The following is a 21,346-nucleotide window of genomic DNA, read 5'->3' on the forward strand; positions in this document are numbered from 1 at the left end:
ATCCGTAGCTCAGCTGGATAGAGTACTCGGCTACGAACCGAGCGGTCGGAGGTTCGAATCCTCCCGGATGCACCATCTTCCCCCTTTCGAATCATTTCCTCATACTCCCGGAACACCCCTTAATTCGCTGTCAGCGACAAAATCAATCAATTACGATAAAATAACGTCTGGTCAATCGGCTTGTGAGAAGACGATGTACGAACGTTATGCGGGTTTGATTTTTGATATGGATGGCACCATCCTGGATACCGAGCCTACGCACCGTAAGGCGTGGCATGAGGTATTGGGGCATTATGGACTACGTTTTGATGAACAAGCCATGGTCGCCCTCAATGGCTCCCCAACGTGGCGTATTGCCCAGTCGGTAATTGAGTTGAATCATGCCGATCTTGACCCACATGCCCTGGCACGTGAAAAAACCGATAAGGTGAGAAGCATGCTGCTGGATAGCGTCCAACCTTTGCCATTGGTTGACGTCGTGAAAGCCTGGCATGGTCGCCGTCCTATGTCGGTAGGTACGGGGAGTGAAAGCGCGATTGCAGAAGCTCTGCTCGCTCATCTTGGGCTGCGTCGCTATTTTGATGCTGTAGTCGCAGCCGATCACGTTCAACGCCATAAACCTGCTCCTGATACGTTTTTGCTCTGTGCTGAACGTATGGGCGTTGTTCCGGCGCGCTGTGTGGTGTTTGAAGATGCTGATTTTGGACTGCAGGCGGCGCGTGCCGCGGGAATGGATGCTGTGGATGTCCGGTTATTGTGAGTGATGGACTATCGCTCCTGTCACTGTTTGCCAGCAGTTTTCTCAGCGCTACGCTATTACCCGGTAATTCTGAGGTTGTTTTAGTTGCTTTGCTGGTTTCTGGGGTAAGTCATCCCTGGGTCTTAGTCTTAACAGCAACAATGGGTAATAGCCTTGGAGGGTTAACTAACGTTATCCTTGGGCGTTTCTTTCCATTGCGTAAAACATCGCGCTGGCAAGAAAAAGCCACTGGCTGGCTGCGGCGCTATGGCGCTGTCACACTATTATTAAGCTGGATGCCGGTTGTGGGTGATTTACTGTGCCTGTTAGCTGGATGGATGCGCATCTCGTGGGGCCCGGTACTCTTTTTCTTATGTCTTGGCAAGGCGCTGCGCTATGTTGTTGTCGCAGCGGTTACGACGCAAGGCATTATGTGGTGGCACTAATTGTGTTGTGAGATAGCCTACAGGGTAACCAATACCATTATGCTAATTAAAACGATTTTGACAGGCGGGAGGTCAATTTGATCCCGGACGTATCACAGGCGCTGGCCTGGCTGGAAAACCATCCTCAGGCGTTAAAGGGGATTCAACGTGGGCTGGAGCGCGAAACGCTGCGCGTTAATGCAGACGGGTCATTAGCAACGACAGGTCATCCTGAGGTGTTAGGCTCAGCGCTAACGCATAAATGGATAACCACTGACTTTGCCGAAGCGCTGCTGGAGTTTATTACGCCTCCTGGCGATGATATTGAGAAAATGCTCACGTTCATGCGCGATCTGCATCGTTATACCGCCAGAAATCTGGGCGACGAGCGTATGTGGCCATTGAGCATGCCTTGCTATATTGCCGAAGGCCAGGATATCGAACTGGCGCAGTACGGTACGTCGAATACTGGTCGTCTGAAAACGCTGTACCGTGAAGGCCTCAAAAACCGTTACGGCGCGTTGATGCAAACTATCTCTGGCGTACACTACAATTTCTCGCTGCCGATGGCTTTCTGGCAGGCGAAATGCGGCGTAACGGACGGTGAAGATGCGAAAGAGAAGATCTCCGCAGGTTACTTCCGCCTGATCCGCAACTACTACCGTTTTGGTTGGGTTATCCCGTATCTGTTTGGTGCCTCTCCGGCCATTTGTTCCTCCTTCCTGCAAGGAAAACCGACAACCCTGCCGTTTGAAAAAACCGACTGCGGGATGTATTACCTGCCATACGCGACGTCGCTGCGTCTGAGTGATTTAGGCTATACCAATAAGTCGCAAAGCAATCTCGGAATTACGTTTAACGATTTGCATGAGTATGTGGCAGGATTAAAGCGCGCGATTAAAACTCCTTCCGAGGAGTACGCGGCGATCGGTCTGGAGAAGGATGGTAAGCGTCTGCAAATCAACAGCAACGTTCTGCAGATTGAAAATGAGCTGTATGCGCCTATTCGCCCGAAACGTGTCACTCGTCGTGGTGAAACACCTTCTGACGCGCTTCTTCGCGGCGGTATTGAGTACATCGAGGTTCGCTCGCTGGATATCAACCCGTTCTCACCGATTGGCGTAGACGAGCAGCAGGTGCGCTTCCTCGATCTGTTTATGGTCTGGTGTGCGCTGGCCGATGCCCCGGAAATGAGCAGCGATGAATTACTGTGTACGCGTAAAAACTGGAACCGTGTGATCCTCGAAGGGCGTAAGCCTGGGCTGACGCTAGGTATTGGCTGTGAAACAGCCCAGTTCCCGCTGCCGAAGGTAGGTAAAGATCTGTTCCGCGATCTGAAACGCGTGGCACAAACGCTGGACAGCATCAATGGGGGAGAGGAGTATCAGAAGGTCTGTGATGAACTGGTTGCCTGTTTTGACAATCCTGAACTGACTTTCTCTGCAAGGATCCTTCGGTCTATGATTGATGAAGGCATCGGTGGCACGGGCAAAGCGCTGGGTGAGGCTTACCGAAATCTACTGCGTGAAGAGCCGTTAGAAATATTGCAGGAAGCTGAATTTATTGCTGAAACCGAGGCTTCAAAGCGTCGTCAGCAGGAGATCGAAGCGGCGGATACTGAGCCGTTTAGCGTGTGGCTGGAAAAGCACGCTTGATACAAAAGAAAAAGGCCACTCGGGAGTGGCCAAAATTTCATCTCTGAAAACAGGGATGATGATAACAAATGCGCGTCTTTCATATACTCAGACTCGCCCCGGAACAAAGAGTTCAGATTATTTTTAAAAAATTTATCGGAGGTGGCTAAATGCCGTTGTTAGATAGTTTTACTGTCGATCACACCCGGATGGAAGCTCCCGCGGTCCGGGTTGCAAAAACGATGAACACCCCGCATGGCGACGCAATCACCGTGTTTGATCTGCGTTTCTGCATTCCGAACAAAGAAGTGATGCCTGAGAAAGGTATCCATACGCTGGAACACCTGTTTGCAGGTTTTATGCGTAATCACCTCAACGGTAACGGCGTTGAGATTATCGATATCTCTCCGATGGGATGCCGCACCGGCTTTTACATGAGCCTGATTGGTACGCCGGACGAGCAGCGAGTTGCCGACGCGTGGAAAGCAGCGATGGCGGACGTGCTGAAAGTGCAGGATCAAAATCAGATCCCAGAACTGAACGTTTACCAGTGTGGTACGTATCAGATGCACTCGCTTAGCGAAGCGCAGGATATCGCTCGTCATATTCTGGAGCATGATGTGCGCGTTAACAGCAATGAAGAGCTGGCGCTGCCGAAAGAGAAACTGCAGGAACTGCATATTTAGTCTTACTAATTAGCTGTTTCAGTATTTAAATTAACCCCGGTTTGTAGCCGGGGTTTTTTATTGCTTAACATAATTTGTATTTATTATATTTGTGGAGGAAATACATCACGTATTAACTAAAGCATAGCCAGAGAAATAATAAAATGTGATCTGGTATACAGAAAGTGGCGGATGATTAACGATGCCAGACCGCATTGATCACATAAATTAAAAAACATAAATAATTAATAGAAAAACATAATGGAATGCACCAGATATCCGGGTAATAACAAGACTCTTTTAATAGCCGGTGGATGAGGTTTTTATCAAATCTTATCTGGTATACATTTAACTTTAGGGATAAAAAATGAAGGTGAAATATTTAGCGCTAGTGGTCGGCGCTTGCTTTTCGCATAACCTTTGGGCAGCGAATACCGCTATTGAGCAGCGTCTTGCCGAACTGGAGCAGCGTGTGATTAATGCCGAGCAGCGGGCTGCTGATGCCGAGTCGCAAATCCGTTCGCTGAAGCAACAGCAGGTAGCCACAGCACCGACCGTACAGGTGCAGTCAGCTGAGCCCGTCGCCGCTACGGAAAACCCACCTAAACTAACATTATCCGGTTTTAGCGATATTAAATTCTATGGTGATGTTGAATTTAATATGGACGCAGCAAGCCGTTCCGGCAGCCTGACATCAACGAGAACCTCTGCGAATAAAGATTGGGCGCCAGGAACAAATGAGCGTTGGGATATCAACGGTCGTATTTTGCTGGGTTTTGATGGTTACCAACGACTGAATAACGGTAATTTTGCCGGGTTCTCGGTCCAGCCCCTGGCAGACCTGACAGGAAAAATGAACCTCGATGATGCAGTATTCTTCTTTGGACAAGAAAAAGACTGGCAAATTAAGGTTGGACGCTTTGAAGCTTACGATATGTTCCCGCTGAATCAGGATACCTTTATTGAATATTCAGGTAATACGGCGAATGACCTGTACAGCGATGGCTACGGTTATATATATATGATGAAAGAGGGCCGGGGGCGTAGCGACAGCGGTGGTAACTTCCTGATCAGCAAAACCATCGATAACTGGTATTTCGAAGTGAACACATTGATGGAAAATGGCAGTACGCTCTATACCGAGAAGCAGTACCACGGAATGGACTTAACCAACGATAAAAACGTGGCCTATGTGCGTCCGGTGATAGCCTGGCAAAGCGGACGCTTCTCGACGGCGGTGGCGATGGAAAGTAACGTCGTCAACAACGCCTATGGCTATTATGAGAATGGGAAGTGGATCGATCAGTCCGATCGTACAGGCTATGGTTTTACTATGACCTGGGATGGTCAGAAAACCGATCCAGAAGATGGTGCGGTGATAAACCTGAACACCGCCTATATGGATGCGACCGACGAGACCGATTTTACCGCCGGGGTGAATGCGTTGTGGCACCGGTTTGAGCTGGGTTATATCTATGCGCATAACAACATTGACGCCTTCAACGCCACTAATCTTGAAGCCGTTTGCGAGGAAGATTGTTGGATAACCGATCCTGGCAGTTATGATATTCACACCATTCATGCCTCATATCTGTTCCCCAACGTACTGGATATGAAAAACTTTAACATCTACCTCGGTGCCTATGCCTCATGGGTTGAGGCCGATCCGAATAATGGCGATAACAGCGAAGATGCACGCTACGGCGGGCGCCTGAGATTTAAATATTACTTCTGATCGCGAGTCTAATAAAAAAGGGATCCGCAGATCCCTTTTATCAGAAGCTTAGTGTGCGCCGCCGCCACCACCGCCTGCGCCGAAGGGCGGTTTGGCAAACCACACCAGGCCAAGCAAAACCAGGAAGATCCCCGCCGACATCCAGAAGATTTCGTTGGCGGAAATAATCAGACCCTGATTGGTGATCTGCTGAGCTATCCAGCCTGACGCCTGCTGCTGCGTCATCCCTAAATCCTGCAGCTTATCGTACATGGCCTGCGCATTTGGGTTGTAGGGGTTTACGGATTCCGTTAACTGCGCATGGTGCAGCGACTCGCGGTTCGTCCACATCGTTGTCGTAATCGACGTGCCGATAGAACCTGCCAGCGTTCGCGTAAAGTTCGACAAACTTGATGCTGCGGCCAGACGCTCAGGCGGTAAGCCGGACAGCGTGATGGTCGTCAGCGGCATAAAGAAGCAGGCTACCGCGAACCCCTGAATAAACTGCGGCCAGGCCGATGCGCCAAAGTCCATACCCGGTTCGAACGTCCACGCACGCCAGTAGAAACAGACGGCATACATAATAAAACTGAACGTCACCAACCTACGCATATCCAGCTTGTGCGCAAAGCGGCCGATAATTGGCGACAGGATCACCGGAATGATCCCTACCGGCGCGGACGCCAGACCGGCCCAGGTTGCCGTATAGCCGTAAACCTCCTGCAATAGCTGCGGCAGCAGGACGATTGCGCCGAAGTAGAGCATATAGGCCAGGCTGATACACAGGCAGCCGATGGTAAAATTGCGCGACTTAAACAGCGAGAGATCGACGATGGGGTGCTCGTCGGTAAGCTCCCAGACGATCAGGAAGCAGATAGCGACAACCGCGACCACCGTCAGGATGATAATCTCCTGCGAGGCGAACCAGTCCAGCTCTTTGCCGCGGTCGAGCATAATCTGCAAACTGCCGATACCGATGACCAGCAGAGCCAGACCAATGGCGTCGATGCGCCGCTGCTCGGTTTTGGTTTCCCGTCCGCGCAGGGTTTGCAGGGTCATCAATACCACCGCAGCACCGATTGGCACGTTGATGAAAAATATCCAGCCCCAGTGATAGTTGTCGCTGATATAGCCCCCAAGAATAGGGCCACATATCGGAGCAACAATTACCGTCATCGACCATAGCGCGAGGGCGATGGAACGCTTGGCGGGAGGATAGTTATTCAGCAACAGGCTCTGTGACAGAGGAATTAATGGACCGGCGACAATCCCTTGTATCACGCGGAAGAAAATGAGCATGTTCAGGCTGGTGGACATCCCACATGCCCAGGACGCAATGACGAAGGCAATTGTGGACCACATGAAGAGCCTGACTTCGCCAAAGCGCTTTGCCAGCCAGCCGGTGATCGGAATAGAGATAGCGTTCGCCACCCCGAAAGAGGTGATCACCCAGGTTCCCTGGCTCAGCGAAGAGCCCAGGTTCCCGGCGATAGTGGGGATCGCCACGTTAGCAATGGTGGAGTCCAGCACCTGCATGAATGTCGCCAGGGACAGCGCGATCGTCATAATGACGAGCTGCGCGCCTTCCAGCGGTTTTTGCTGTTGCATCACACGCACCTTTAATTAGCCCGCGTTGGCCCGCACGATCTCTTCGATCATCTTATTGACCGGAGCAAGGTCGATTTCACGTGCATTACTTTCTGCTACCGGCGTGGTGCGAACCTGGCTTGCCAGAATCTGCCCGTCACGATTAGCGGTATCAACGGTTACCAGCGTAGACAAACCAATACGCAGCGGATGCTGCGCCAGTTGCTGCGCATCCAGTTCGATACGTACCGGCAGACGCTGGACGACTTTGATCCAGTTACCGGTCGCGTTTTGCGCTGGTAACAGGGAGAAGGCGCTGCCCGTACCCATATCCAGGCCGACTACTTTACCGGTGTATTTCACGTCATCGCCGTAAATATCACTGATAACGGTCGCCGGTTGGCCGATACGCATGTGCGCGAGCTGTGTTTCTTTAAAGTTAGCATCCACCCACAGATTAGTGGCCGGAACAACTGCCATCAGCGGCGTGGTTGGGCTAATTTGCGCGCCAGGCTGCACGGCACGACGGGAAACATAGCCGGTCATTGGGCTGACAATTTTAGTACGTTCCAGTGCCAGCCAGGCATTGCGCACTTCAGTGGCAGCCTGTTGCACGGCGGGCTGGTCTTCCAGCTTGCTACCCAGAATCATCGCCTGGTTAGCATTATATTGTTGAATTGCGACATCAAGCTGGGCCTGCGCGCTGGCGACAGCATCACGCGCATGTTGCAGTTCTTCGCGGCCAATCAGGTTGGCGTTGCCCAGTGGAACACGGCGATTAAAGTCGCTTTGCGCCTGCGCCAGTGCGGTTCTCTGCACTTCAATGCTGGCCTGTAACTGCTTGCTGTTGATCATCAACTGGTGCGTCTGACGCACGCTGGAAGCCAGCGCAGTTTTGGCTTTTTCAAATGCCTGTTTTGCGTCCGTCTGATCAAGGGTGACCAGTACATCGCCTTGTTTTACAAAGTCAGTGTTATCAGCCCAGACTTTCGTCACGCTGCCTGATACCTGCGCCATGATTTGAACCTGGTTCCCTGCCACGTACGCATCGTCTGTCTCTTCGACATGACGCAGTACTAAAAACCAATAAATCCCATATGCCACGGCAATGATAATAAAGAGCAAGGTCAGAAGGAGCAGCGTACTTTTACGTTTGCCATTCTTCTTGACCGGTTGCTGCGGGGTTTGAGTCTCCGCATTTGCGCTCATGTTGTTCTCCACGATCTTCTTTTTTTTCACATCGGCTGAGCCGACCTGTTTATCAGACAGGCCAGCAGTGTGCGTGCTGGCCTGTCGGTTTTTTCATTTATAAATCTGGATTTCTGAGCGAGTCGGCGCCTTAGCGCAGCGCTTCTAACACCGCACCATCCTGCTCCATCTGATCAAGACGGGTCAGAAGTTTACGGGTAATTTGCTCGAGCTGATCTTTTTCGGTGGTGCTGAGAGACGACCAGAGCTGATGCAGGCAGTTGTGCTGAGGCGGTAATACCTCTTGCAAAAATGCATGGCCTTTCTCGGTCAATTGCAGATGCAGACAGCGGCGATCGTTATCGCTTTCGCGACGTTCGATCCAGCCACGTTTTTCTAACTCATCCGCGATGCGGGTAGCGTTAGTGCGTGACGAGCCGAGCGCGCAACTCAGTTCAGAGGGCTGAATACTGTGGTTTTCCTGAGACTCCAGCGTAATCAACGCCATAAACAACGTCTCGTTAATCCCTTGAGCTTTCAGCATTTTATTGCGGTTTTCCAGCAGCTTGCCCTGCATGTGCATGCAGAGACGAGTCAGAAGCACTTCCTGATAAGGGAACTCTTCGTAGCGGCTGGCGCGAAATTTTAGCATTTGTTCAATGGGCGTAAACGAACTATCCATTTGGGTATAACCTCATTAATTTCAGCCGATATAGTAACGACAGTGACAAATAAAGTAAATGTATTATTTATTTAAATTGATTTCTTTTATCTATAAGCCAACCAGCATTTTCCAGGCTAATCCGTAGCCCAGAGCACTCAGTAAGGTTGGAATGATGATGCTGCGGGTCTTATAGAAGCTTGCGCCCAGTATGACAAACCCCACCAGCGTCGGTACGAACCGACGAGCGTCGTGCATCACTTCTGGCGCGGTAGACACCACCAACAGGGCGCAAATTGATGCTATGCCAATGGTGTCTAGTAATATGCCCGTTGCGCCGCGCCTGGTCGGGCGAACATTACCCACTCGAAGGCGCAGCGGTAAATAGCGAAAGCAGTAGTTCACGCAGCCGACCAACAGGCCAAGCAGCAGGACCTCATAGCTCATCAGGACCCCCCTGCCAAAATGACTGGATGAGAGCCGTCAGGCATCCGCAGACAATGCCGGCAAGGATGGCGGCAGGAATAGAAAACAGCATAACGCCAGCCAGCGCCCCGGCTAGCGCCGCAGTGACGCAGAGCGCCTGCTGACGCTGGAAAGAGGCCAGCAGGAAGCTCATGAACAGCGCCGGGAGCATGAAGCCCAGCGCCGCCTCAACGGCCGGGTAATCCTTAAGTAAACCGCTGCCGGAAAACGCGCCGATCACCGTGCCAAATACCCAGGAGGCCCATGAGCATAGCGCAATGCCAATCATCCAGTTCTCACTCCAGCGCCGGTTATCCCGTACCAGCTTTGCGGTTGCGGCGGCAAAGACTTCATCGGTGAGGCCAAAGGCCCACAGCGCACTTTTGGGTTTGCTCAGTCGCTGGGCGATTCGGCTACGCAGGGAAGGGCCGTACAAAACATGGCGTACATCCATGGCCATGACGGTCAGAGCGGCAACCCACAGAGAACTGCCTGCAGCGAGCATCGTGGTGATGACAAACTGGCTGGCTCCCGCATAGATAATGCAGGAGAAAAAGACGCTTTCAACGGGAGAAAAGCCAAGGCGAGTGGCATTGAGACCAAATGCAAAAGCGACCGGAATATAGCTAATGACTATTGGCAGGCTGTCTTTGAATCCTTCAGTTAGCGTTGCAGAACTGGGTTCAGACTGGGGTATAGGGCTTTCCATAGGGTTATAGGTTTCATTACCGAAATTAATATAACTTGGTTCAATGAGTTATAACCTTAGCAGACTGATGGGCTCCTTAACACCCTGTGGAGCCCAATCAGCGGTAAACATGCACTATACGCTTAATTTACGGCTTCCTGACGGTGAAAACCTCGCCACCAGACCAACAGATTGAGTAGGGCAACGGTCGTACCGGCCAGACAAACGCCAGCCCACCCGGCATGCTGCCAGGCGGAGGCTGAAATCAGCGACCCTGCTGCTCCGCCAATAAAATAGCTGGTCATGTATCCGGCGGTCAGGCGATTACGCGCGTCCGGATGAATGCGATAGATAACCGTCTGGTTGGTGATATGTACGCCCTGAACGGTGAGATCCAGCACCAGAATGCCGATAATCAGCATGGGGACGGAAGCGTGCCCAAACCAAATAGCTAGCCAGGAGAGCAGCAGCAATAACAGCCCAAGGGTGGTGGTCAGGTGAGATTTACCTTTATCGGCAAAACCGCCCGCCGGACGCGCGCCTAACGCCCCGGCGGCCCCCGCCAGGCCAAACAGACCAATCATGCCTTCTGAATAGTTAAACGGCGGTGCGGCGAGCAAAAACGCCATTGATGTCCAGAGGATACTGAAATTGGCAAAGGTCAGACAGCCCAGCATCGCGCGGGTACGCAGCAGTTTATCGTGGATAAACAGGCTGAATACCGAACCCAGAAGTTGCGGGTAGTTAAGATGCGTTTCTGATTTCATCTTCGGCAGACCGCGCCACAGCGCAATCGCCATCAGCGCCATTAATACCGATGCCACCCAAAACACGGTGCGCCAGCCGCCCAAATTGGCCAGTAATCCCGCTACGGTGCGCGCCAGCAGAATGCCCAACAGCAGGCCGCTCATAATCGTGCCGACGACTTTACCGCGCTTGTCTGGCGTGGCAAGTGTCGCCGCCAGCGGAACTAAAATCTGTGCGACTACCGAGAACAACCCGGTCAGGGCGGTGCCGAGGATCAGCATGCCCAGCGACTGGCTGCTGGCGGTAATCAGCATGCCGCCTGCCGCTAACAGCGTCATGGAGACGATCAGCATCCGACGTTCGAACATATCGCCAAGCGGGACTAAAAACAGCAGGCCAGCGGCATAGCCGAGTTGGGCCGCGGTGACGATAAACCCTGCGGTACTGGCAGATAGTGAAAAGTTACGGGCGATGGTGTCGAGCAACGGCTGAGCATAATAGTTACTGGCGACGGCGAGGCCGGTGGCGATAGACATTAACAGGATCAGCGAGGGGCTAAGTCCCTGAGTGGTTTTCGTCATTGTTTTCAACTGAGTAATGGGTTGCAGAAAACAATCATAACGGAAGTGATTAAATGTTGCTGATTTGTTGGGTGATGAATTGTGCGATTGGGGGGAGGGCGTCTATGCCGGATAAGGCGCATCGCGCCACCATCCGGCATTGGTATGGTTACAGTGCCTGATGAAACTACGCTCATCAGGCCTGCGAGCCGGTTATTTCTGCGCGGCCAGCGCTTCGTTCACCCAGCCGTCAAACTGCTGCTGGTGGGCTTTGATCCAGCCGTCAACGTGACCCTGCACGTCGGCTTCAGACGCTTTACCGTCATGCATCATCGCGTTCTGCGCGTTGATATCCGCCAGCGGCAGCTTCATGATGGCAAACAGTTTCGCTGCAGCCGGGTTTTTCTCCGCCCAGGCTTTATTGGCGACAATATGCATCGTGTTCACCGGGAAGCCGTAGTTGGCGCCGTTTGGCAGCTTGGTATCAATATCTTTCTGCTCGCCTGGCAGGGAAGAGAACGGTACCTGCAGCCAGACCACATCTTTACCCGGCTTCATGACGTCGCTGACCCAGTACGGTGTCCAGGTGTAGTAAAGAATGGGTTTGCCTTCTTTAAAACGGGTAATGGTGTCAGCCATCATCGCCGCATAGTTACCGTGGCTGACCTCGACGGTTTTTTCCAGATCGAAAGCTTTGTTCTGGTGGTTGATTACTGCTTCACAACCCCAGCCCGGTGAACAGCCCATCATATCGGCTTTTCCGTCACCGTTGGTGTCAAAGATTTTGGCGATCTTCGGATCTTTTAACTGAGCGATGTTAGTGATTTTGTACTGCTCAGCGGTTTTTTTGTCGATCAGATAACCCTGTGCGGCACCCGTAACGAATACCCCCTCGCGATAAAACTTTTTGTCTCCGCCCGCAGCGGCGTACATATCATCATGCAGCGGCTGCCAGTTCACGGCGGTAAAAGTTGCATCGCCAGAGGCAATGGAGGTATAGCCGACGTTGTAATCAACTTCGCTTGTTTTGTTAACGGTGTAACCCAGCTTCTCCAGCGCGCGGGCAACCAGCTGCGTCTGGAAGGATTCTTCAGAGATTGTGCTCTGAATTGGCTGTACGGTGATGCCTTTGCCCGGCAGGTCGGCAGCGAAAGTGCTGGTGGAGACAAGGGTAGCAAACGCTGTGGCAATAATTATTTTCTGTCGCATCGTTGTTCCTTATTACACTTCATCCTGAATGATTTTGTGCAAGTTAATGAATTGTAGGCCCGGTAAGCAATGCGCCACCGGGCAACGGGTGAATTACTTCGTGAAAGGGCGAGTGATAAGCCCAACGGGACCAGTGGTGTACCAGCGACGGTTGCCACGACTACGCGAGTCGCGACCAACGGCCTGCGTCAGGCGGTCCAGAATGATGGCGAGGATTACAATCCCAACCCCACCGACGGTGGCAAGCCCCATATCCAGACGACCGATTCCACGCAGCACCATCTGACCCAGCCCGCCGACGGCGATCATCGACGCGATGACGACCATTGAAAGCGCCAGCATCAGCGTCTGGTTGACCCCGGCCATAATAGTGGGCATCGCCAGCGGGAGCTGCACTTTAAACAGCATCTGACGCGGGCTGGCGCCAAACGAACGCGAGGCTTCAATCAGATCGGCTGGCACCTGGTTAATCCCCAGAATGGTCAGACGTACGATTGGCGGCAGGGCGAAGATAATCGTCACCACCACGCCCGGGACGTTACCAATACCGAACAGCATGACAATCGGCACCAGATAGACGAATGCTGGGGTGGTTTGCATGGCGTCCAGCAGCGGGCGAACAATTTTTGCTGCCCGCGGACTGCGTGCTAACCAGATCCCCATCGGCAGGCCAATCACTACGCAGAACAGCAGAGCGGTCAGTACCAGCGCCAGGGTTATCATGGCCTGCGACCACGCACCGATGGCACCGATGGCAATCAAGGAAATCAGCGTAGCAACGCCCATTCCGACACCGGATATCTGCCAGGCAATCAGGGCGAACAGGATAATCGCCACGGGCGCTGGCATACCTAACAGAAGCTGCTGGAAGCCGTTGAGAATGTAATCCACCGGAACACGAATGCCCTGGAAGACCGGACGGAAATGGGTAACAACCCAGTCGATCCCTTCGGTGACCCAACTATCCAGCGGGATCAGTGTTTTATGGAACGGATCCATAATATTGAAATGTTCTGGCGCCGGCGCAGGGGCGCTGGTCAGCCAGTCTGCGCTACCGCCGTCAGTGGGCGCACCAGATGGCGTGCTCCAGGCATCGGCAGTTTGTGCGGCGCTGTCGGCCGCAGGTGTGGTATCCCACGGATTAGTTTGATCAGCCATTGTTTACCCCCTCACGATCTAAAGCCTGTAACAGCATGCGTTTTGAAATGACGCCCACATACTGCTGTTCCTCATCAACAACCGGCACCGCGCACGGGGCCTGGCCGACATGAGAAAGCAACTCGCTGAGAGGAGTTTGCGCATCTACGGCTAACGGCTCATCGATCAATGCCGCTTCAATACCTTGCGCCTGACTTAACGCTGTTTTTAAGGAGTCGATTGAAACAACGCCAACGAATTTATTGCCGCGTTCGATCACGTAACCATATTCGCGATCTTTGTCCTGCAATAATTGCAGCGCTGAACGTGGACCCACCCCGGGCGTTTTACGAATTAAACCTTCGGGGCTACGGCGTGAAATATCTTTCGCACTGAAGACCTGGCTAATATCAACGCCACGGAAGAAGGTGCGTACATAATCATTGGCTGGATTATTCAGGATTTCATCCGGCGTGCCGACCTGGACCACTTCACCGTTTTGCATAATGGCAATTCTGTCGCCAATACGCATAGCTTCGTCGAGGTCATGCGATATAAAGACCACGGTGCGTTGATGTTTCGCCTGTAGTTTTACCAGTTCATCCTGCATCTCAGTACGAATTAATGGATCGAGGGCTGAGAAGGCCTCATCCATTAATAAGATGTCAGGGTTAATGGCTAATGCACGGGCGAGGCCCACACGCTGGCGCATTCCCCCGGAAAGTTCATCCGGGTATCCGTGAGCATAATTCTCCAGACCAACCTGACGTAGCGCATCTAACGCTTTTTCACGACGTTCATCCGCGCCGACACCGGCTAATTCCATGCCGAATGCCGTATTGTCCAGCACCGTCATGTGCGGCATCAGGGCAAAGGACTGGAACACCATCGCAATCTTTTTTCTGCGCACCTCGCGAAGCTCGGCATCGGATATGCGGGCGATGTCTACGCCGTCAATCAATACCTGTCCGCGGGTGGGTTCAATCAGGCGATTGAGAAGGCGTACCATTGTGGATTTACCCGAACCGGATAATCCCATGATGACAAATATCTCGCCTTCTTCAATGGCCAGACTGGCGTTCTTTACGCCAAGCGATAGCCCTGTTTTATCCAGAATCTGCTCTTTTGAAAGTCCTTTTTCAATATATTTGAAGGCTCTCTGGGGATGCTCTCCAAATATCTTATAGAGATTTTTAACTTCTAATTTAATTGCCATGCAATAGAATGATTCCTGTTATTTGTTTATATCGATATATTACCTGATGGAAATAGTGACCTTTTTCTACCCTAACATACTGAGAATCTGAGACAACCCTGAATTTGGTTGTGGCATGAATATTGCCGAAGGCCAGGCGGCGGGACTTCCCGTGATATAAGGGCTGAGCGCGAATGCGGGCGGGTTAATATTTTTTGTAAATGCCAATGAAAAATCGCCTGAATTGCTGGAATGCAGGCGAATAATGCGGCTGATATTGAGTGTAGATCACACAATTATATTTGCACGACAAAAGTGTGATCCTGTTAAAATATTTCCGCGAAAAATGTACGGTATTTCCCGCAGAAATGATTGCTAGAAATTCCAGTCGTCGTCTTCGGTTTCGACCGCTTTTCCCATCACATATGATGAGCCAGAACCCGAGAAGAAATCGTGGTTTTCGTCAGCGTTGGGCGACAGCGCGGCAAGGATTGCCGGGTTAACCTCGGCCATTTCAGATGGAAATAGCGCCTCATACCCCAAATTCATCAATGCCTTATTGGCGTTGTAGCAAAGGAAGGCTTTGACGTCATCCACCCAGCCTGTTTCTGCATACAATTCTTCCGTATAGCGCGCTTCGTTATCATACAATTCCATCAGCAGATCGAAGGCAAAGTTCTTTAACTCCTCGCGTGCGGACTCGGAAATATGCTCCAGACCTTTTTGATATTTATAACCAATGTAATACCCATGAACGGCCTCATCACGAATAATCAGGCGAATAAGATCGGCTGTATTGGTCAATTTGCCGCGGCTGGAAAAATACATCGGTAACCAGAAGCCGGAATAGAACAGGAAGGATTCCAGAAACACGCTGGCAATTTTCTTCTTCAACGGTTCGTCGCTGGCGTAATGTGCCAAAACGATCTGCGCCTTGCGCTGGAGTGGGGTATTTTCTTCACTCCAGGCGTAAGCTGTATCCACATCTTTGGTCTGGCAAAGGGTGGAGAAAATAGAGCTGTATGAACGGGCGTGTACCGCTTCCATAAAGCTGATATTCGACAGCACCGCCTCTTCATGCGGCGTTAACGAATCGGCCATTAACGCGGGTGCTCCGGCAACATTCTGAATGGTGTCGAGCAGCGTCAGCCCGGTAAAAACGCGGATGGTCAACTGCTGTTCGGCGGCGTTCAACGTTTGCCAGGCCGGGATGTCATTGGAGAGCGGGACCTTTTCCGGTAGCCAGAAGTTACTGGTCAGGCGGTTCCATACCTCGAGATCTTTATCATCCTCAATCTTGTTCCAGTTGATGGCGCTCACGCGGGATAATGTCATTTTCTCCTCCTTACAGCGCGCATGACACGCAACCTTCGATTTCGGTTCCTTCCAGCGCCAGTTGACGTAGTCGGATGTAGTACAGCGATTTGATGCCCTTACGCCAGGCGTAAATCTGCGCTTTGTTGATATCGCGCGTGGTGGCGGTATCGGGGAAAAAGAGCGTCAGTGAAAGCCCCTGATCGACATGGCGCGTTGCTTCCGCGTAGGTATCTATGATTTTTTGTGGACCAATCTCGTAGGCATCCTGATACAAGGCCAGATTCTCATTGGTCATAAACGGGGCAGGGTAGTAAACGCGCCCGGTTTTACCCTCTTTGCGAATCTCCACTTTCGACACGATCGGGTGAATGCTTGACGTGGCATGATTGATGTAGGAGATAGAACCGGTGGGCGGCACCGCCTGTAAATTCTGATTATAAATGCCGTAGCGCATCACATCTTCTCGCAGCTGCGACCACATTTCGCGCGTTGGCAGCGTAAGGCCGCTGGCAGCAAACAGTGTGCGTACCTTGTCGGTTTTTGGCTGCCAGTCGCCCTGCAGATACTGACTAAAATACTCGCCGCTGGCGTAGCGGGATTGTCTGAATCCGGCAAAGGTTTGACCGCGCTCGCGGGCGATCTTCATTGACGTATTCAGCGCATGCCAGGTGATGGTATAGAAATAGAGATTGGTAAAATCCAGCCCTTCCGGCGAACCATAGGCGATCCCTTCCCGCGCCAGATACCCGTGCAGATTCATCTGCCCAAGACCAATCGCGTGCGACGCGCTGTTCCCGGCTTCGATCGAAGGCACGCTGCGGATGTGGCTCATGTCCGAAACGGCGGTTAAGCCGCGAACCGCCGTTTCCACTGTACGACCAAAGTCCGGTGAATCCATGGTATGGGCAATGTTCAACGAACCGAGATTGCAGGAGATATCGTGCCCGGTCTGTGCGTAATTGAGGTTTTCATCGTAGGTGGAGGCGCTGTTAACCTGCAAAATCTCCGAGCACAGGTTGCTCATATTGATCCGACCGGCAATCGGGTTGGCGCGATTCACCGTGTCTTCAAACATGATGTAAGGGTAGCCAGACTCAAACTGGATCTCTGCCAGCCGCTGGAAGAAATCGCGGGCGTTAATGTATTTTTTGTGTACGCGTTGGTCAGCAACCAATTCGTCATACCGCTCGCTCACGGCGATATCACCGAATGGTTTGCCGTAAATTCGTTCCACGTCATACGGTGAAAACAGCGCCATCCGGGCGTTTTCTTTCGCCAACTGGAAGGTGACGTCCGGGATCACCACGCCAAGCGAGAGCGTTTTGATGCGAATTTTTTCGTCGGCATTTTCACGTTTGGTATCAAGAAAACGCAAAATATCCGGATGGTGCGCGTGCAGATACACTGCCCCCGCGCCCTGACGCGCCCCGAGTTGATTCGCATAAGAAAACGCATCTTCCAGCATTTTCATTACCGGGATCACGCCGGAGGACTGGTTCTCAATGCGCTTAATGGGCGCACCTGCCTCGCGCAGGTTAGAGAGCAAAAATGCCACGCCGCCGCCGCGTTTAGAGAGCTGTAGCGCCGAGTTTACCGCCCGACCAATTGACTCCATATTGTCTTCGATGCGTAACAGGAAGCAGGAGACCAGCTCGCCGCGTTGCTGTTTACCGCAGTTTAGAAAGGTTGGCGTGGCGGGTTGAAAGCGCCCGGAGAGCATTTCATCAGCCAGTTGCATCGCGAGCGCTTCATCGCCCTGCGCCAGCGTGAGCGCCACCATCGTGACCCGATCCTCAAAGTCTTCGAGATAGCGCTTACCGTCGAACGTTTTCAGCGTATAGCTGGTGTAGAACTTCCATGCGCCGAGGAACGTCTGGAAACGGAATCCGCTGGCGTGGGCGTGGGTGAATAGCTTCAGCACGAACGCGCGATTGTAGCGGGCTAACACGCTGGCATCGTAATAGCCTTCATCTACCAATGTGTCCAGGCGCTCCTGCTGGCTGGCAAAAGCCACCGAGTTGGGGCGGACGTGGGCGGCAAAGAAAGCCTCCACCGCCTGATGGTCTTTGTCGAACTGAATGCGTCCGGCTTTATCGTACAGATTCAGCATGGCATTCAGGGCATGGTAATCCAGCGTTGGCTGCATTACGCGTTCTGCGGTTGTCGTTGCCAAAATTCGCTCACTCCTTTCCGAACGTTGTCGATATCGCTTTGGGTGCCCATCAGCTCAAAGCGATAGAGCCACGGCACGCCGCATTTTTGTGAGATCACATCACCCGCGCGACCATAAGCATCCCCGAAATTGCGATTACCGGAGGCGATCACTCCACGGATTAACGCCCGGTTGTGCGTATCGTTTAAAAAGCGGATCACCTGTCTTGGGACCGCGCCAGCCGTACCGCCGCCGCCGTAGGATGGCACGATTAATATGTAAGGTTCGTCTACCCGGATCCGCTCGCGTTCGTTAAGCGGAATGCGGATGGCAGTCAGCCCCAGACGCTGGATAAAGCGGTGCGTATTTTCGGAGCTGCTGGAGAAGTAGACGAGCTGGCTCATGCGCTGGCCACTTGGGGTTCCGGGCGCAGACGGTTGATCATGTCCGGGCGAAATCCTGACCAACTGGCTTCCCCTGCGACCACGACCGGTAACTGGCGAAAGCCTTGCTCGCGCAGGCTATCAGCCAGATCGGGCTGTAAATCGACGTTCACCATCTCGAAGTTAAACCCGCGGCTTTCCATCGCCCGCCTGGTGGCGTGACACTGAACACAGTTGTTGCGAGTGTAAATAACAATGCGCATGATTCGTATTTCCGCTTATAAGTAAAAGATCGACGCGATAGAGGGCGTCGGGTTGTGTGCGTCTTGATACAGAAGATACTAGATGTAGTTTTAAAAAGATTCAACCATACAAGATATGGGAATTTTAGATTAATGAGGGCCGGGTGAGGAGCGTGACGGGGGAAGTGATATGTATCATCGCAGGTTGCTGGATGGCGGCGCGTCGCGTCTAATCCGGCCTACAGGAAAGGACTTCCCAGGCCGGATAAGACATTTATGCTGTCATCCGATAGCGCAGAATCACATACGCATCCCTACCGCCAGACGGTTAAAGCAGTTCATCAGGCTAATGGCAAACGTCAGGTCGCTAATTTCTTTCGCGCTAAAATGGGCGAGCAGCGGCAGATAAACGTCATCTTCGGCATGCGTACTGGCGATATGGGTGACGGATTCAGCCCACGCCAGCGCCGCACGTTCCTTTTCGCTGAAGTGGTGACTCACCCGCCAGCCTGCCAGTGCGTCCAGTTTGGCCTGCGCAACACCGGATTTACGCAGCGCCTTACTGTGCATTTCCAGGCAAAAGGCGCAGCCATTGATTTGCGAGACCCGTAAGTAAATCAGTTCCGTCAGCGTAGGTTCCAGCGCGCAGTTTTCCAGCGCTTTGCTTGCCTGAACCAGGGCGTTATAGATTTCAGGACTGAGTTCATAATAGGGCTGGCGTAACATTGTCATGGTATTTCTCCTCGTTTGGCTGACCCGCAATGTAGCACTATAATGGACTGCTAAAGAGAGCCATATTGTTGCAAAAAAAGCAGACCATAAATGCCGCGCTATCAGCAAATCGCCCGTCAGTTAAAAAACGCAATTGAGAACGGTGAACTCAAGCCAGGTACCAGATTACCTTCCAGTCGGACCTGGGCCCAGGAGCTGGGCGTATCACGCTCGACGGTGGAAAACGCCTATGCAGAGCTGGTGGCGCAGGGCTGGCTTGCGCGACGCGGACAAGCAGGAACGTTTGTCAGTGAACAACTGCGGCCTCAAAGCGCGCCAGCATCACCTGCCATCTTCGCCGGAGAAAAACCCAGACCGCAGCTTTTTCAGATGGGATTACCCGCACTCGATCTCTTCCCGCGCGACGTCTGGGCGCGGGTAATGGGGCGGCGTTTACGCACCCAAACGCGTTTTGATCTGGCGGTGGGCGATGTTTGCGGCGAACGGGTATTACGTCAGGCGATTGTTGATTACCTGCGCGTTTCACGCAGTATTGAATGCCAGCCGGAACAGGTTTTTATTACTTCAGGTTACGCAGCATCAATGACGTTAATTCTGCGCGCTTTGTCTCAACCCGGTGAGGGGATGTGGGTCGAAGATCCTGGCTTTCCGCTGATTCGCCCCGTGGTCGCTCAGGAACGCATTGAGCTGATGCCGGTGGCGGTTGATGCTGATGGTCTGGACGTCTGCGCTGGGATCCGCGATTTCCCGCAGGCGCGTTTTGTACTACTCACGCCCGCACACCAAAGCCCGCTGGGCGTGGCCTTGTCATTAGACCGTCGCCACCGGTTGCTGGAGTGGGCGACTCGCGCGCAGGCGTGGGTAATCGAAGATGACTACGACAGCGAATTTCGCTACCACGGTAAACCGTTGCCGCCGCTAAAAAGTCTGGATGCGCCCCAGCGGGTGATTTATGCCGGAACGTTCAGCAAATCTCTGTTTCCGGCTTTGCGCACGGCATGGCTGGTGGTGCCTCTGACTCAGGTCGAACATTTTCGTCAGCAGGCGGCGCTAACGGCCTGTAGCGTTCCGGTTTTATGGCAGCAAACGCTGGCGGATTTTATGCAAGACGGCCACTTCTGGCGACACTTAAAACGCATGCGTCAGCATTACGCCTTGCGACGACAATGGATGGAAAACGCCCTGACCGAACAAGGATTTAGCGTCATTCCTCAGGAAGGTGGGATTCAACTGGTAATGAGTGTAGACGGAGATGATGTTGCGCTGGTGCGCAAAGCGAATCAGGCTGGACTGGCGGTTCAGGCGTTAAGCCGCTGGCGAATAACTTCAGAAGGAAAGGGAGGAATATTGCTGTCGTTTACCAACATTAGCTCGCTGGAAATGGCGCAGCAGGCGGCATATCAGCTGCGGCTGGCGCTGGACTGAATCAGCACGGTTCTTAAGATATTCGTCCCACCATCGCCACTCGTTTATGGACTTTTCTGAAAGCGTTGCTAATGCTGAATCAGGTAAGGTAAGCCCGCAGTAAAAGATAACGAGGAAAAGAATATGTATTTACGACCAGATGAGGTGGCGCGCGTACTTGAAAAAGTGGGCTTTACCGTTGATGTTGTGACGCAGAAAACGTACGGCTATCGTCGTGGCGAAAATTATGTGTACGTTAACCGTGAAGCACGCATGGGACGTACCGCATTAGTCATCCATCCCACGCTAAAAGAGCGCAGCTCTTCGCTGGCGGAACCTGCTACGGATATTAAAACCTGCGATCACTACCAGCAATTCCCGCTGTATTTAGCCGGAGAGACCCATGAACATTATGGTATTCCACACGGCTTTAGTTCACGAATTGCACTTGAGCGCTATCTGAGTGGGTTGTTTGGCGACGTTAGCTCAAACTAATAATGCG

At 52.5% G+C, this 21,346-nt stretch carries 21 protein-coding genes; 7 read left to right on the forward strand and 14 right to left on the reverse strand.

Translation table 11 applies throughout. The features are described 5' to 3' along the window. Positions 1 to 193 precede the first annotated feature (193 nt). The 5 genes from yqaB to OGW16_RS05130 all read left to right on the forward strand — a co-directional run bounded on the left by yqaB (position 194) and on the right by OGW16_RS05130 (position 5,198). Positions 194 to 760 carry a fructose-1-phosphate/6-phosphogluconate phosphatase gene (yqaB, locus tag OGW16_RS05110; protein WP_043017322.1) on the forward strand — a complete coding sequence of 189 codons (567 nt, stop codon included), beginning with the start codon at positions 194 to 196 and terminating at the stop codon, positions 758 to 760. After that, positions 757 to 1,185, forward strand: a complete 429-nt coding sequence (locus OGW16_RS05115) for a YqaA family protein (protein WP_003825961.1) — start codon at positions 757 to 759, stop codon at positions 1,183 to 1,185. The genes yqaB and OGW16_RS05115 overlap by 4 nt, the downstream gene beginning before the upstream one ends. A 77-nt stretch (positions 1,186 to 1,262) precedes the next feature. After that, positions 1,263 to 2,819 carry a glutamate--cysteine ligase gene (gene gshA / locus OGW16_RS05120; RefSeq protein ID WP_181231135.1) on the forward strand — a complete coding sequence of 519 codons (1,557 nt, stop codon included), beginning with the start codon at positions 1,263 to 1,265 and terminating at the stop codon, positions 2,817 to 2,819. 149 nt (positions 2,820 to 2,968) lie between these two features. Then, positions 2,969 to 3,484 carry an S-ribosylhomocysteine lyase gene (gene luxS / locus OGW16_RS05125; RefSeq protein ID WP_016154160.1) on the forward strand — a complete coding sequence of 172 codons (516 nt, stop codon included), beginning with the start codon at positions 2,969 to 2,971 and terminating at the stop codon, positions 3,482 to 3,484. Positions 3,485 to 3,830: 346 nt separating this feature from the next. Next, the gene (locus OGW16_RS05130) at positions 3,831 to 5,198 is read left to right on the forward strand and encodes a carbohydrate porin (protein WP_047409242.1); all 1,368 of its coding nucleotides are present in this window, start codon (positions 3,831 to 3,833) and stop codon (positions 5,196 to 5,198) included. 48 nt (positions 5,199 to 5,246) lie between these two features. Here the strand turns inward: OGW16_RS05130 and emrB are convergent, their stop codons facing one another. From emrB to OGW16_RS05200, 14 genes are all read right to left on the reverse strand, one after another. After that, positions 5,247 to 6,785, reverse strand: coding sequence for a multidrug efflux MFS transporter permease subunit EmrB (gene emrB / locus OGW16_RS05135; RefSeq protein ID WP_181231137.1), 1,539 nt, complete (start codon positions 6,783 to 6,785; stop codon positions 5,247 to 5,249). 15 nt (positions 6,786 to 6,800) lie between these two features. Then, on the reverse strand, positions 6,801 to 7,973 hold the full coding sequence (gene emrA, locus OGW16_RS05140) for a multidrug efflux MFS transporter periplasmic adaptor subunit EmrA (RefSeq protein WP_043017319.1): 1,173 nt from the start codon (positions 7,971 to 7,973) through the stop codon (positions 6,801 to 6,803). A gap of 130 nt (positions 7,974 to 8,103) precedes the next feature. Further along, positions 8,104 to 8,634: a multidrug efflux transporter EmrAB transcriptional repressor EmrR gene (emrR, locus tag OGW16_RS05145; protein WP_003037300.1), complete on the reverse strand. Its 531-nt coding sequence runs from the start codon at positions 8,632 to 8,634 to the stop codon at positions 8,104 to 8,106. Positions 8,635 to 8,724: 90 nt separating this feature from the next. Then, positions 8,725 to 9,060 (reverse strand): L-valine transporter subunit YgaH, encoded by a 336-nt coding sequence (ygaH, locus tag OGW16_RS05150; protein ID WP_043017318.1) that lies wholly within the window; start codon positions 9,058 to 9,060, stop codon positions 8,725 to 8,727. Next, on the reverse strand, positions 9,050 to 9,787 hold the full coding sequence (locus tag OGW16_RS05155) for an AzlC family ABC transporter permease (protein WP_047409251.1): 738 nt from the start codon (positions 9,785 to 9,787) through the stop codon (positions 9,050 to 9,052). The genes ygaH and OGW16_RS05155 overlap by 11 nt, the downstream gene beginning before the upstream one ends. A 122-nt stretch (positions 9,788 to 9,909) precedes the next feature. Continuing rightward, the gene (locus OGW16_RS05160) at positions 9,910 to 11,094 is read right to left on the reverse strand and encodes an MFS transporter (RefSeq protein WP_043017316.1); all 1,185 of its coding nucleotides are present in this window, start codon (positions 11,092 to 11,094) and stop codon (positions 9,910 to 9,912) included. 192 nt (positions 11,095 to 11,286) lie between these two features. Next, positions 11,287 to 12,282, reverse strand: coding sequence for a glycine betaine/L-proline ABC transporter substrate-binding protein ProX (gene proX, locus OGW16_RS05165; protein ID WP_043017315.1), 996 nt, complete (start codon positions 12,280 to 12,282; stop codon positions 11,287 to 11,289). A gap of 93 nt (positions 12,283 to 12,375) precedes the next feature. Continuing rightward, on the reverse strand, positions 12,376 to 13,440 hold the full coding sequence (proW, locus tag OGW16_RS05170; protein ID WP_043017314.1) for a glycine betaine/L-proline ABC transporter permease ProW: 1,065 nt from the start codon (positions 13,438 to 13,440) through the stop codon (positions 12,376 to 12,378). Beyond that, positions 13,433 to 14,635 (reverse strand): glycine betaine/L-proline ABC transporter ATP-binding protein ProV, encoded by a 1,203-nt coding sequence (proV, locus tag OGW16_RS05175; RefSeq protein ID WP_003037282.1) that lies wholly within the window; start codon positions 14,633 to 14,635, stop codon positions 13,433 to 13,435. Before proV ends, proW begins: the two co-directional genes overlap by 8 nt. Positions 14,636 to 14,989: 354 nt before the next feature. Further along, positions 14,990 to 15,949: a class 1b ribonucleoside-diphosphate reductase subunit beta gene (nrdF, locus tag OGW16_RS05180; protein WP_172862307.1), complete on the reverse strand. Its 960-nt coding sequence runs from the start codon at positions 15,947 to 15,949 to the stop codon at positions 14,990 to 14,992. Positions 15,950 to 15,959: 10 nt separating this feature from the next. Beyond that, a complete protein-coding gene (gene nrdE, locus OGW16_RS05185) occupies positions 15,960 to 18,104 on the reverse strand; it encodes a class 1b ribonucleoside-diphosphate reductase subunit alpha (protein ID WP_193145222.1) in 2,145 nt (714 codons plus the stop codon). Next, positions 18,077 to 18,487 (reverse strand): class Ib ribonucleoside-diphosphate reductase assembly flavoprotein NrdI, encoded by a 411-nt coding sequence (nrdI, locus tag OGW16_RS05190; protein ID WP_047409260.1) that lies wholly within the window; start codon positions 18,485 to 18,487, stop codon positions 18,077 to 18,079. The genes nrdE and nrdI overlap by 28 nt, the downstream gene beginning before the upstream one ends. Further along, entirely contained in the window at positions 18,484 to 18,729 is a 246-nt protein-coding gene (gene nrdH, locus OGW16_RS05195; protein WP_043017310.1) for a glutaredoxin-like protein NrdH, read from the reverse strand. The genes nrdI and nrdH overlap by 4 nt, the downstream gene beginning before the upstream one ends. A 279-nt stretch (positions 18,730 to 19,008) precedes the next feature. Then, positions 19,009 to 19,440, reverse strand: a complete 432-nt coding sequence (locus tag OGW16_RS05200) for a carboxymuconolactone decarboxylase family protein (protein WP_043017309.1) — start codon at positions 19,438 to 19,440, stop codon at positions 19,009 to 19,011. A 90-nt stretch (positions 19,441 to 19,530) separates the two neighbouring features. On the opposite strand from OGW16_RS05200, the gene pdxR reads away from it, so the two are divergent. Both pdxR and OGW16_RS05210 read left to right on the forward strand, forming a co-directional pair. Continuing rightward, positions 19,531 to 20,865: a MocR-like pyridoxine biosynthesis transcription factor PdxR gene (pdxR, locus tag OGW16_RS05205; RefSeq protein ID WP_286518040.1), complete on the forward strand. Its 1,335-nt coding sequence runs from the start codon at positions 19,531 to 19,533 to the stop codon at positions 20,863 to 20,865. A gap of 123 nt (positions 20,866 to 20,988) precedes the next feature. Next, on the forward strand, positions 20,989 to 21,339 hold the full coding sequence (locus OGW16_RS05210) for a DUF2002 family protein (protein ID WP_016154145.1): 351 nt from the start codon (positions 20,989 to 20,991) through the stop codon (positions 21,337 to 21,339). Positions 21,340 to 21,346 lie beyond the last annotated feature (7 nt).

It is taken from the genome of Citrobacter sp. Ce104, assembly GCF_030334595.1.
GTDB classification, from domain to species: domain Bacteria; phylum Pseudomonadota; class Gammaproteobacteria; order Enterobacterales; family Enterobacteriaceae; genus Citrobacter; species Citrobacter europaeus.

Bases quoted from the DNA above. Each gene is read 5' to 3' on its own strand.
- emrB (WP_181231137.1), bottom strand. From the start codon at position 6,785: ATGCAACAGCAAAAACCGCTGGAAGGCGCGCAGCTCGTCATTATGACG.
- nrdF (WP_172862307.1), bottom strand. From the start codon at position 15,949: ATGACATTATCCCGCGTGAGCGCCATCAACTGGAACAAGATTGAGGAT.
- nrdI (WP_047409260.1), bottom strand. From the start codon at position 18,487: ATGAGCCAGCTCGTCTACTTCTCCAGCAGCTCCGAAAATACGCACCGC.
- OGW16_RS05210 (WP_016154145.1), top strand. From the start codon at position 20,989: ATGTATTTACGACCAGATGAGGTGGCGCGCGTACTTGAAAAAGTGGGC.
- OGW16_RS05155 (WP_047409251.1), bottom strand. From the start codon at position 9,787: ATGGAAAGCCCTATACCCCAGTCTGAACCCAGTTCTGCAACGCTAACT.
- yqaB (WP_043017322.1), top strand. From the start codon at position 194: ATGTACGAACGTTATGCGGGTTTGATTTTTGATATGGATGGCACCATC.
- nrdH (WP_043017310.1), bottom strand. From the start codon at position 18,729: ATGCGCATTGTTATTTACACTCGCAACAACTGTGTTCAGTGTCACGCC.
- proW (WP_043017314.1), bottom strand. From the start codon at position 13,440: ATGGCTGATCAAACTAATCCGTGGGATACCACACCTGCGGCCGACAGC.
- luxS (WP_016154160.1), top strand. From the start codon at position 2,969: ATGCCGTTGTTAGATAGTTTTACTGTCGATCACACCCGGATGGAAGCT.
- OGW16_RS05200 (WP_043017309.1), bottom strand. From the start codon at position 19,440: ATGACAATGTTACGCCAGCCCTATTATGAACTCAGTCCTGAAATCTAT.
- proX (WP_043017315.1), bottom strand. From the start codon at position 12,282: ATGCGACAGAAAATAATTATTGCCACAGCGTTTGCTACCCTTGTCTCC.
- OGW16_RS05160 (WP_043017316.1), bottom strand. From the start codon at position 11,094: ATGACGAAAACCACTCAGGGACTTAGCCCCTCGCTGATCCTGTTAATG.
- proV (WP_003037282.1), bottom strand. From the start codon at position 14,635: ATGGCAATTAAATTAGAAGTTAAAAATCTCTATAAGATATTTGGAGAG.
- emrR (WP_003037300.1), bottom strand. From the start codon at position 8,634: ATGGATAGTTCGTTTACGCCCATTGAACAAATGCTAAAATTTCGCGCC.
- pdxR (WP_286518040.1), top strand. From the start codon at position 19,531: ATGCCGCGCTATCAGCAAATCGCCCGTCAGTTAAAAAACGCAATTGAG.
- OGW16_RS05130 (WP_047409242.1), top strand. From the start codon at position 3,831: ATGAAGGTGAAATATTTAGCGCTAGTGGTCGGCGCTTGCTTTTCGCAT.
- ygaH (WP_043017318.1), bottom strand. From the start codon at position 9,060: ATGAGCTATGAGGTCCTGCTGCTTGGCCTGTTGGTCGGCTGCGTGAAC.
- emrA (WP_043017319.1), bottom strand. From the start codon at position 7,973: ATGAGCGCAAATGCGGAGACTCAAACCCCGCAGCAACCGGTCAAGAAG.